A 10,328-nucleotide genomic window follows, 5' to 3' on the forward strand; every position below is an offset into this window, starting at 1 on the left:
CCCTCCGCAAGGCCGGCTGCCTCGCCGAGGGCTTCTGGCTACGCGATTTGTTAGAGAACTTCTGGCGACCTACTTAGGCGGGGACGACCTCCACCACGCTCGGCGGCATGTACGTGGGCAGCACGCGGTGCACGCGCAGGCCCGCCTTCTCCACCAGCGCGGAGTACTCCGGCCCCGTGCGCTCGCGGCCGCCCACCAGCACCAGCATGGCCATGTCGTAGAGGTTGCCGAAGTGCGGCACGTTGTCGCCCGGCAGCACCGTCTCCACGATGAGCAGCTTGGACTGCGGGCCCATCGCCTCGCGCATGTTGGTGAGGATCTTCAGGCTGCGCTCGTCGTCCCAGTCGTGGAGGATCTGCGACAGGATGTAGACGTCGTGGCCCGCCGGAATCTTGGCGAAGAAGTCGCCCTCCAGCACCTGGCAGCGGTTGCCCAGCCCCATCCCGTTCAGCCGCGCCGTCGCCTCCGCCTTCACGTGCGGCAGCTCGAACAGCGCGCCCTTCAGGTGCGGGTGCGACTGGAGGATGTGGCCCAGGAGCGTGCCCGTGCCGCCGCCCACGTCCACCACCGAGCGGACCTGCGAGAAGTCGTACGCGCCCACCACCGCCGGCGCGTTGAGGCTCTGGTACGCGGCCATGCTGCCGTTGAAGATGGCCGCGTCCTCCGGATGACTCGACAGGTAGCCGAAGAAGCTGTCCCCCATGAACTTCTCGACGGACGGCTGCCCCGTCTTCAGCGACGACACCAGGTCACCCCAGGCCGACCACGACAGCAGGTGGCCATGCGCCCGCAGCGAGCCGTACACCGAGCCGGGGCTGTCCTTGCGCAGCATCTCCCCCAGCTCCGTCAGCCCGAAGGCCTGTGTCTGTTCGTCCTTGATGAGCACGCCCAGCCCGCTGAGCAGCCGGAGCATGCGGCGCAGCGCGGGGGCATACGTGCCGCTCGCCTGCGCGAGCTCCTCCGCCGTCTTGGGGACGTCACCGATGATGTCGGCGATGCCGAGCTCCGCCATGATTTGCAGGCTGCGAGAAATCCAGAATCCGTAGACCATCTGGGTCATCACCGCCGCGGCCGGCGGAGAGCTGGGAGCAGCGGAGGGAGCACTGTTGACGGAACGAGGTTGCTGGCTCATGCAGGGGGGACCTTGCGCGGGGGGGAGGGACGGCCCCGCAATTCTGGAACCTAAAAGGTAGGCAGTAAAAGCCAATTGATCCGCTCCCCCTGAAACTCCGTTATTTCTCGTCTTGAGTGCCTACATCACCCACCGTCAAGCCCTGCCTCCCGGTGAGCTGGAGGCCCTCCGGGACGCCCTGCTCGGCTCGCGCTTCGTGGCGCGCAGCCCGTTGATGGGGACGTTCCAGGGCAGCCGGGGCTTCGCCCTCATCTTCACCCGGGAGGGCCGCCCCGCCCTCGAGGCGCGCTTCCCCTTCCTCACGCCCTTCCTGGCGCGCGTGCTGGAGCCGGGGAGCGCGCGGGGCCTGCTGCCGTGGCGCGAGCGACTGTTCAGCGGACGACAGCCCCGAGCCGAGCCGAACGCCTTCTATCTGAACCTCCTGCTGCTCGACGCGGGCATGGGCGTGGGCCGGCACATCGACGCCACGCTCCAGGGGCCCAGCGGCGTGCCGGACGCCACGCCCCGCCACGTCAGCGTGCTCTACCTCCAGGTGCCTCCGGGCGCGCGAGGCGGCGCGCTGCGGCTGCTCGAGGACAACCGCCCGCTGGGTGAGGTGCGGCCGCGCCCGGGACTGCTGGTGCACTTCCAGGGACACCTCCAGCACGAGGTGCAGCCCTTCATCGGCGCAAGCGACGACACCCAGCGCGCCAGCCTCGTGTGCGAGCAGTACGTCTTCGCGCCCGAGGCCCTCGCGCGCCTGCCGCCCTTCCGCATCCAGTCCAAGGCGGGCTTCGCGGCCTACCTGGACTCGCAGCGCGAGCGCACCGACGGCTGACCCGCATCCGTACTGCTGGTGTCACCGGATTGCGCGAAACCAAGAAATCAATGTGAGGAGCAACTTCCAGGCAGGCTGCGCGGATGACTCTTTGCGGCATCTCCTTGAGCAAAGGGGAAGCCGCGAAGCGAAGTGGCGAAACCCCATGGAGGCAACAATGAGGTGGAATTCCCCGCTGCGGCGCGGCCTGTTCGGCGCCGTCACCACCATCTTGGCCCTGGGCGTTGGCTGCGGTCCCGCATCCGACGCGAACGAGCCTCAACCCCCGACCCCTGAAGCACCCGCCGAGTCATTGCAGGTGGAGCTGGATGACGCGTTCGTCGCCGTTCCGCGCAAGGTGAGCGCCGAGGAGCAGGGCCGGGTCGTCCAGCGACTGGACGGCTCCGTGTCCAACTCCGGCGAGAGCTTCTACCTGGCCATCCGCAAGAGCGAGCTGGGGCAGCGCTGGTTCATGTCGGCGTACCTCAAGCAGCTGCACCCCGGCGCGGTGTACTACGGCGCGGCGTCCTCGCTGGGCACGCGCGTGGTGAGCTTCAAGGAGCAGAACGGGAAGCTGTTCGTCTTCGACGCGGATGACCGCAAGACGATGAGCGACGTGTTCGACCCGGAGGTGCTCATCGAGGCGTGGCCCATCGTCAACGACTACGGCGCCTTCAACGTCCTGCGCGGCTCCAACAGCTACATCCTGGTGGACCCGACGGCGGGGCTCAACCGCTACGGGGTGATGGGCGAGGCCTACGGCGCCACCGGCGTGCGCTTCCAGACGGAGCTGAGCTTCGCGCAGCGCTTCCGGAAGATCTCCGACGGCGTCACGTTCGAGCAGGTGTTCACCGGCTACGCGGACGTGCCGGACCCGTCCGCGCCGGACTTCCTGGAGGACAACCTGTTCCGCACCTCCGGCACGCTGGGAATCGCCCTGCGCCAGTACAAGGAGGGCCAGGGCTACACCCCCACGGAGCTGCCGTGGCTGGAGCACTACTTCCGCGGTGAGCCGCGCATCCTCCCCAACACGGGCTACGTCACCCAGACGGCGGCGAAGTGGAACATCCGCCCGGGCATGAAGCCCATCAAGTGGATCATCACCGACACGGTGAACAAGGTGCAGGCCGACCCGCGCTTCGCCAACTACGACGTGGTGGCGGCGGTGAAGCGGGGCGTCGAGGGCTGGAACCAGGCGTTCGGCTTCAAGGTGTTCGAGGCCTCCGTGGGCGCGACGTCGGGCTTCGCGGACGACGACAAGAACGTCATCATCTTCGACCCGGACGCGTCCGCGGGCTTTGCCTTCGCCGACTGGCGCCTCAACCCCAACACCAGCGAGATTCGCGGCGCCACCGTCTACGTCAATGCGCTGTGGCTGGAGCTGGCCGACGGTGAGTTCGGCGACGACGCGCAGGCCGCCGTCGCGGCGAAGCTGAAGAACGCGCGCAAGCCGGTGCGCATGTCGTGGGGCGGCTTCGACAAGGACCACCTGTGCGCGATGCCCCTGCCCCCCATGCGCGACGACGCGCTGGCGAAGCACAAGAAGCTGCCGGGGCCCGCGGCGGAGACGCAGCGCACGAAGAAGGAGAAGGTGGAGGCGTACCTGACGCACGTCATCCTCCACGAGGTGGGCCACACGCTGGGCCTGCGCCACAACTTCGCCGGCTCGCTCGTGTACACGGGCGCGCCCAACAGCCCGCGCTCCAACTCGGTGATGGAGTACGTGTACGATCCCGACGCCATCTTCGTGGACACGCCGCAGTCCTACGACGTGCAGGCCGTCCGCTACCTGTACGACCTGTCGGCGGACGAGCCCACGGAGCTGTTCTGCACGGACGAGGACACGGAGATCGAACCGTACTGCAACCCGTATGACCGCTACTCCGACCCGCTGGGCGCCTTCTACGGCTCCACGTACGCGCTGGTGCAGGAGCTGCTGCTGTACGAAGTCCTCCCCTTCCCGCTGCTCGCGGGCTCGTTCGACTACTATCTGAACGCGACGCTGCAGTGGGCGCGCTCGGGCGTGGAGGTCGACCAGACGTACGCGTACGACGTCGCCATCGCGGCCGTGCGTCCTCCGCTCGCGGTTCCGCCGGACGCGGGCCCGGGCTACGGCGCGGTGGCCGATGACCTCGCCCGTCGCGTGCTGTCCCGCCTGTACCTGGACCCGCTCGCGGCGCGCGGCAGCTTCACGGCCACGCCCGGCGAGGACAGCGCCATCACGCCGCAGGTGCTCGCGGACATCCACGGCATCCTCATCAACGTGGACGGCGTGCGCGGCTTCCAGTCCCGCCGCGCCATGGTGGACATCCTGAAGAACATGCAGAGCCTGCCGGCCTACGTGGCCCTGCGCCAGGGCCGCGACGCGGTCCAGGCCCAGCTGGGGACGCTCAGCGGCACCGAGCTCATCCAGGCCGAGGACCTGCTGGCGCGCATCCAGGCCGCGCTGTCGCCGTACTACCGCTGATGCCGTGACGTGAAGCCCGGGGCCTGGTGCGCCGGGCTTCCGACCGGGGCCTCCGCCGCTCGCGACGTGCTCGTCGTGGGTGGCGGGGGCCCCAGTGTTTGAAAGGCCCGAGTCGCCGGCGCGCCAGGTGCACCACACTGCGCGTCTGGGAGACAATGGCCCGCCGTCTCGATGGGGGGCGGATTGATTCGCAGGAGCGAGGAGGCATCACCGTGGCTGTCGATCCGCAGGGCAACGACATCGAGCGATTTCTCCAGGAAGACCCCGGCGGTCCCCTGGTGATGATGAACCTGGTGAAGTTCAAGGAGGGTGGCCGCGCCTCGTTCGCCGAGTACGCGAACGCCGTGATGCCCTTCATGCTGAAGGCAGGCGCGCAGCCGCTGTACGCGGGCGACTGCTCCACTCCGCTGGTGGCCGAGCCGGGCCAGACGTGGGACGCGGTGATGCTGGTGCGCTATCCGAGCCGCGCCGCCTTCCTGCAGATGGTGAGCGACCCGGAGTACCAGCGCTTCAACCACCTGCGCACCGCCGCGCTGCACGAGGCGGTGATGCAGGCGACGCTGCCGTGGGCCGCGTCGCCCTGAGCGGTGTAGCGCCGACTCAGCGCCCGGCGAGCAGCCGCAGCTCGGCGGTGGGCAGGAAGCCGGGCGGACGTCGGTGGCGGGTGGCCTGCTCGTAGGCGTAGGCGAGCTTGAGCAGCGTGGGCTCGCTCCAGGCCTGACCGATGAAGGACAGCCCCACGGGCAGCCCGCGCACGTAGCCCGCGGGCACGGTGAGGGTGGCGTAGCCGGAGACTGCGGCGGGCGTGGAGCTGCTGCCCAGCCAGTGGTCTCCGTTCACCAGGTCGATGAGGCTGGGAGGCGCCTCGGTGGGGGCGACGAGCGCGTCCAGGCGGTGCTTGCGCATCACCGCGTCCAGGCCCTGCTCACGCGACAGCTTGCGGCACGCGGCCAGCGCCTTGCGGTACTTCGCGTCGGTGAGCGGCCCGCGCGCCTGGGCCTGACGGAACAGCTCCTGGCCGAAGTACGGCAGCTCCCGGTCCGAGTGCTCCTCGTTGTAGCGGATGAGGTCCGCGAGCGTGCGCAGCTTCGTCTGGTCGCCCAGGCTCGCGAGCCAGGCCTCCGTGCCGGCCTTGAACTCGTACAGCATCACCTCGAACTCGTGCTCCTGGAGCTTCTCGACGTTGGGGATGGGCGCCGGGTCGATGATGATGGCGCCCTTGGAGCGCATGACCTCCAGGGCCTGCTCCGCGAGCGCGTCCGTGGCGGCGTGGTAGCCGTAGTAGTGCTCGCGCGGGACGCCGATGCGCGCGCCCTTGAGCCCGTCGGCGTCGAGGAACTTCGTGTAGTCGAGCCCGGTGTGGCCCTCACTGCGCGCGGTCGCCGCGTCCGCGGGGTCGATGCCCGCGAGCACCGTGAGCAGCGCGGCGGCATCCGCCACGGTGCGCGTCATGGGCCCCGCGGTGTCCTGGCTCTGGGAGATGGGGATGATGCCCGCGCGGCTGATGAGCCCCACCGTCGGCTTGAGGCCCACCAGTGAGCACGCCGAGGACGGGGACACGATGGAGCCATCCGTCTCCGTGCCCACGGACACGGCGCAGAAGTTGGCCGAGGTGGCCGCGCCCGAGCCGGAGCTGGAGCCCGACGGCGTCCTGTCCAACGCATAGGGATTGCGACACTGCCCGCCCCGTCCGCTCCAGCCGCTGGCCGAGCGCGTGGAGCGGAAGTTGGCCCACTCGCTGAGGTTCGTCTTGCCGAGTATGACGGCGCCGGCCGCGCGGAGCTTCGTGACGAGGAAGGCCTCGCGAGGAGGCACCGCGCCGACGAGCGCGAGCGAGCCCGCCGACGTCTGCATCCGGTCCGTCGTGGCGATGTTGTCCTTGAGCAGCACGGGGATGCCGTGGAGCGGTCCGCGCGCGCCCTTGCTCTTGCGCTCTTCATCCAGGGCCTGCGCGATGGCGAGCGCGTCCGGGTTCACCTCGATGACGGACGACAGCGGCAGCGGGCCCGAGCGGTCCAGGGCGGCGATGCGCGACAGGTAGCGCTCGGTGAGGCCGTGCGCGGTGTACTTCCCTTCCCGCATGCCGGCCTGGAGGTCGGCGACGGTGGCCTCTTCCAGCTCGAACGGCGCGGGCAGGGACTTCGTCGCGTCGGGGCTCGCCGAGGCGTCGAGCGTGGCCAGCGCGGTGGCCGCGGCCGTGCCACCGAGGAAGGCGCGACGACTCAGATTCCATTCGGAGGGCGGGAGCTTTTTCATGGCGTCGCGCGCACTACAGCAGTGGTGCATGAACGGCCGCAACCCGGGTGGGACGATTGGAGGAAGTCCCGCGCACGACGCGTCGCCCTGTTAGCGTACCGGGTCGACATGGCATCGAACCTGACGCTTCTGGCCGGCCCCGACGCACTGCGGCTCCTGCGCGCGCGGGGCCTGCGTGGTGACGACGTGGACGTCGTTCCTGGGGCCTCCGGAGGTCCCAAGTGGCTGGTGCTCGCGGGGCTGGACCGGGCGCTCTTCGGTGGGCTCTTCCAGGGGCGCACCCGTCCGCTGCACCTGATTGGCAGCTCCATCGGCAGTTGGCGGCTGGCGTGTCTGGCGCAGAAGGACCCGGTCGCCGCGCTGCATCGTTTCGAGGCGGCGTACATCGACCAGCGCTATCCGCCCAAGCCCTCCCCCGCCCTGGTGAGCGAGACGAGCGAGCGGATCCTCGACGCGCTCCTGGGCGATGACGGCGTGGAGGAGATCCTCCGCCACCCGTGGGCCCGGCTGCACGTGGTCACCGCGCTGTGCAAGGGACCGCTGGGCGTGGAGCATCCACGCGTGCAGCTGCTCGGGCTGGCGCTGTGCGCCATGGGCAACGTGGTGAGCCGCCGGAGCCTGAGCCTGCATCTGCAGCGCGTCATCTTCGACACGGCGGGCGACACCAGCCCCTTCGTGGGACAGAAGGACCTGCCCTCGGTCCACCTGCCGTTGACGAAGGAGAACCTGAAGCCGGCGCTCATCGCGTCGGGCTCCATCCCGCTGGTGCTCAGCGGCGTGCGCATCCCGGGCGCGCATGCGGGCGTGTACCGGGACGGCGGCGTCATCGACTACCACCTGGACCTGGACTTCGGCGCGGGCGAGGGCCTGGTGCTCTATCCGCACTTCTATCCATACGTGGTGCCGGGCTGGTTCGACAAGGCGCTGCGCTGGCGACGGGCGAAGCCGCTGAACTTCCGCAGGGCCCTGCTCATCTCCCCTTCCCCGGAGCTGGTGGCGCGCCTGCCCGGAGGACGGATTCCGGACCGCTCCGACTTCGAGCGCATGAGCGACACCGCGCGCATCCGCGCCTGGAACCAGGTGGTCTCCGAGAGCGAGCGCATGGGCGACGAGCTCCAGGAGCTGATGGCCACGGGCAGGCTCGCCGAGCACGTGCGGCCGCTCTGAGGCGACCGCGGGGCTACGTGCGCGAGGGCGGCTCGCTGTCGAGCTGGACCTTGTCCACGTAGCACCAGCCCCAGCGCTCGCCCGGCTCCAGTGAGCGGATGATGGGGTGGTCCGACTCGTGGAAGTGCCGCGTCGCGTGCTTGTTCTTCGAGTCGTCGCAGCACCCCACGTGGCCGCACGTCATGCACAGCCGCAGGTGCACCCAGGTGTCGTGGAGCTTCAGGCACTCCTCGCACCCCCGGGTCCTCGGTCGCACGGGCCGCAGCCGGTCCAGATGGCCACAGGGTCCCGTGCCCGGCTTCGGCAGGAACTCGAGGGTCGCCTGCGTGTCGATGAGCTCCGCCGACGTGCGCGGCGCGGCGGGCACGGGCTCCATCTCCAGCCCCTCGGGCGCGGGGGTGCGGAACAGCTCGGCGCACCGCTCGAAGGCGTCCGCGGCGCCCTTGAGCACCAGCTCGTCCCCGGCCTCGAAGACGGTGTGGGGCGTGACGACGGTCAGCGGCACGTCGTCTCGTCGCAGCTCCAGGACCCCGAGGGCGCCGCCCGCGCGCTCGATGAGCGCCGCCACCGAGAGCCCGACGATGGGCGCGCCCGGACGGACCGACACGCGGCGCGAGCCGAGGCAGTCCTTCTCCAGCGCGCAGACGAGCAGCGGCTTCTCCAGCGCGCCGGAGCTGCGCAGCGCCGCGTAGCCCGAGCGACGCACGGAGTCCTCGTGGTCCTCGATGTCCTCGGGGGATTGACGGTAGTCCTCCAGCACCGAGGACAGCACGGCCACCAGGCTCTCCAGCTCCTCGCAGACCACGACGTCCGCGCCGGCCTCGCGCAGCGGCTCCACGTCCGCCACGGCGCGCACGCGGGCGACGAGTCGCAGCGTCGGGTTCTCCATCCGCGCGACGGCGACCACGCGGTGGGCCATGGCCGCGTCATCATCCACGACGAGCAGGAGCTTGGCGCGCTGGACCCCCGCGACGCGCAGCGTGCGCTGTCGGGCGTAGTCCCCCCGGAGCACCGCCATGCCCTCGGCCTCCGCCTCGTTCGCGCCCGGAGGGCTCAGCGTGGAGACGAGGAACGGAATGCCCGAGCCGCGCAGCACCCGCGCGAGCCTGCGTGCCCCATCTCCGTAGCCCGCGATGATGACGTGGTTCTCGTAGCGGGCGAAGGACTCGGCCGCGAGCGCCTCCGCCTCGTCCGTGGTGGGGCCCGCCTGCGCCACCGCGCGATGGACCTTGCGGGTGAGCCGCCCCTGGGCCCAGCCGCCCAGCCGTGACAGCAGCGGCGTGAGCACCATCAACATCACGGTGGCCGCGATGAACGCCTGCGAGCCCTCCTCCAGCCCCGCGGGGAACAGGCCCAGCCGACGGCCGCTGCGCTCCAGCACGAAGGAGAACTCGCCCACCTGGGCCAGCAGCAGCGCGCTCTCCACCGCCACCGGCACGCGGTAGCCGAGCGCCAGCACCGCGATGCCCGTGGTGAGGACCTTCACCAGGAGCACGGCGACGATGGCCAGGAGCACCTCGGGCAGGTGCTCCACGAGGAAGCCCACGTCGAGCAGCATGCCGACGGAGACGAAGAACGTGGCGCTGAAGAGGATTTGCAGCGGGAGGATTTCGCCGAAGGCGTGCTCGCTGAAGCGGCTCTCGCTGACCACCAGCCCCGCCAGGAAGGCGCCCAGCGACACGCTCACACCCGCGAGGCTGGTGAGGTACGCGGTGCCGAAGCACACGGCGATGACGGTGAGCAGGAACAGCTCCGGTGAGCACGTGCGCGCCACCACCTCGAGGAGCCTGGGCATCAACCTGCGCGCCACCACGAGCACCGCGACGATGATGCCCAGTGCCTTGCCGAAGGCCCCCAGGAAGTGGAGCGGCGTATCGCCCTTCCCCGCCAGCACGGGCACCAGCAGCACCATCATCACCACGGCCAGGTCCTGGAAGATGAGCAGCCCCAGCGACACCTGCCCCACGTCCGAGGACGTCTCGCCCCTATCTCCCAGCAGCTTGAGGACGATGGCGGTGGAGGACAGCGCCACCAGGAAGCCCGTGAAGAGCGCGGGCCGCCACGCCACGCCGAACAGCATCAGCAGGCCCATCATCCCCACGGACGAAAGGCCCACCTGGAGCCCGCCGCCGCCGAACAGGAGCTTCTGGAGGCGCACCAGCTTCTCCAGGCTGAACTCCAGGCCGATGCTGAACAGGAGCAGGATGACGCCCAGCTCCGCGGCCGAGTTCACCAGCTCCAGGTCCTTCACCAGCTTGAGCGCGTTGGGACCAATCAGCGCGCCGGCGAGCAGGAAGCCGACGATGGGCACCAGCCGGAAGCGATGGCCGACATAGGCCATGAGCGCGCCTGCGAGAATCAGCACCACGATTTCCTGCAGGAACGGCGCGGTGGCGGTGGCGAGCTGGGGCATGGGCGCGACACGCAGGCCCCACGATGGGCCCGCCGTGTGCCTCCAGCCTGCTCCGGGCCCGCGTCCGGGCTTCATGCCCCACGGGAGCATTCGTGCA

General features: G+C 70.1%; 7 protein-coding genes. 4 read left to right on the forward strand and 3 right to left on the reverse strand.

What is annotated here, in order from left to right; all coding sequences use genetic code 11:
- Positions 1-73 precede the first annotated feature (73 nt).
- Positions 74-1,051, reverse strand: coding sequence for a methyltransferase (locus K8625_RS20040; protein WP_141323119.1), 978 nt, complete (start codon positions 1,049-1,051; stop codon positions 74-76).
- A 193-nt stretch (positions 1,052-1,244) separates the two neighbouring features.
- On the opposite strand from K8625_RS20040, the gene K8625_RS20045 reads away from it, so the two are divergent.
- From K8625_RS20045 to K8625_RS20055, 3 genes are all read left to right on the forward strand, one after another.
- Positions 1,245-1,949, forward strand: coding sequence for a 2OG-Fe(II) oxygenase (locus K8625_RS20045; protein ID WP_223751785.1), 705 nt, complete (start codon positions 1,245-1,247; stop codon positions 1,947-1,949).
- Positions 1,950-2,106: 157 nt separating this feature from the next.
- A complete protein-coding gene (locus tag K8625_RS20050; protein WP_223783622.1) occupies positions 2,107-4,395 on the forward strand; it encodes a zinc-dependent metalloprotease in 2,289 nt (762 codons plus the stop codon).
- A gap of 212 nt (positions 4,396-4,607) precedes the next feature.
- Positions 4,608-4,979, forward strand: coding sequence for a DUF1330 domain-containing protein (locus K8625_RS20055; protein ID WP_141323122.1), 372 nt, complete (start codon positions 4,608-4,610; stop codon positions 4,977-4,979).
- Positions 4,980-4,995: 16 nt separating this feature from the next.
- Here the strand turns inward: K8625_RS20055 and K8625_RS20060 are convergent, their stop codons facing one another.
- Positions 4,996-6,651: an amidase gene (locus K8625_RS20060; RefSeq protein ID WP_223783623.1), complete on the reverse strand. Its 1,656-nt coding sequence runs from the start codon at positions 6,649-6,651 to the stop codon at positions 4,996-4,998.
- 108 nt (positions 6,652-6,759) lie between these two features.
- On the opposite strand from K8625_RS20060, the gene K8625_RS20065 reads away from it, so the two are divergent.
- Positions 6,760-7,818: a patatin-like phospholipase family protein gene (locus K8625_RS20065; protein ID WP_223783624.1), complete on the forward strand. Its 1,059-nt coding sequence runs from the start codon at positions 6,760-6,762 to the stop codon at positions 7,816-7,818.
- A 13-nt stretch (positions 7,819-7,831) separates the two neighbouring features.
- On the opposite strand, the gene K8625_RS20075 is transcribed toward K8625_RS20065, so the two are convergent.
- Positions 7,832-10,231, reverse strand: coding sequence for a cation:proton antiporter (locus K8625_RS20075; protein ID WP_370641935.1), 2,400 nt, complete (start codon positions 10,229-10,231; stop codon positions 7,832-7,834).
- Positions 10,232-10,328: the final 97 nt, after the last annotated feature.

The sequence above is a fragment of the Myxococcus sp. AS-1-15 genome, from assembly GCF_020037055.1.
Classification (GTDB): domain Bacteria; phylum Myxococcota; class Myxococcia; order Myxococcales; family Myxococcaceae; genus Myxococcus; species Myxococcus fulvus.

Bases quoted from the DNA above. Each gene is read 5' to 3' on its own strand.
- K8625_RS20040 (WP_141323119.1), bottom strand. From the start codon at position 1,051: ATGGTCTACGGATTCTGGATTTCTCGCAGCCTGCAAATCATGGCGGAG.
- K8625_RS20050 (WP_223783622.1), top strand. From the start codon at position 2,107: ATGAGGTGGAATTCCCCGCTGCGGCGCGGCCTGTTCGGCGCCGTCACC.
- K8625_RS20060 (WP_223783623.1), bottom strand. From the start codon at position 6,651: ATGAAAAAGCTCCCGCCCTCCGAATGGAATCTGAGTCGTCGCGCCTTC.
- K8625_RS20065 (WP_223783624.1), top strand. From the start codon at position 6,760: ATGGCATCGAACCTGACGCTTCTGGCCGGCCCCGACGCACTGCGGCTC.
- K8625_RS20075 (WP_370641935.1), bottom strand. From the start codon at position 10,231: ATGCCCCAGCTCGCCACCGCCACCGCGCCGTTCCTGCAGGAAATCGTG.